The organism is Arcticibacter eurypsychrophilus (genome assembly GCF_001730525.1).
Lineage (GTDB): Bacteria > Bacteroidota > Bacteroidia > Sphingobacteriales > Sphingobacteriaceae > Arcticibacter > Arcticibacter eurypsychrophilus.
This window is the reverse complement of the sequence record NZ_MDFN01000090.1, coordinates 1-229: the sequence shown is the minus strand read 5'-3', so window position 1 is coordinate 229 and position 229 is coordinate 1. Positions and strand designations below refer to the sequence as shown.

The following is a 229-nucleotide window of genomic DNA, read 5'->3' as shown; positions in this document are numbered from 1 at the left end:
GTTTTAGTGGAAGTGTTGGGGAACGCGATCTGCATGATGCAGACCTGAGTCATTTAAACGGCATGGAGTTTAATGCGGACAGCAAGCTGTCTGAAGTGCTTCAGATGAGTCATCAGGTGGAGCAGGACCTGGATGGTCGTGTACGTGTTAAACTGGGGAGTTTAAATACCCAAAGCGGCATCAAAAGGCCTAAAGGGCTATCCGCAGGAAAGCTGAAATACCGGGTTCG

At 49.3% G+C, this 229-nt stretch carries 1 pseudogene; it reads left to right on the top strand.

The annotated features are described in order from the left end of the window. Positions 1-229, top strand: a pseudogene (locus BFL47_RS19095) (hypothetical protein); the annotation flags it as partial.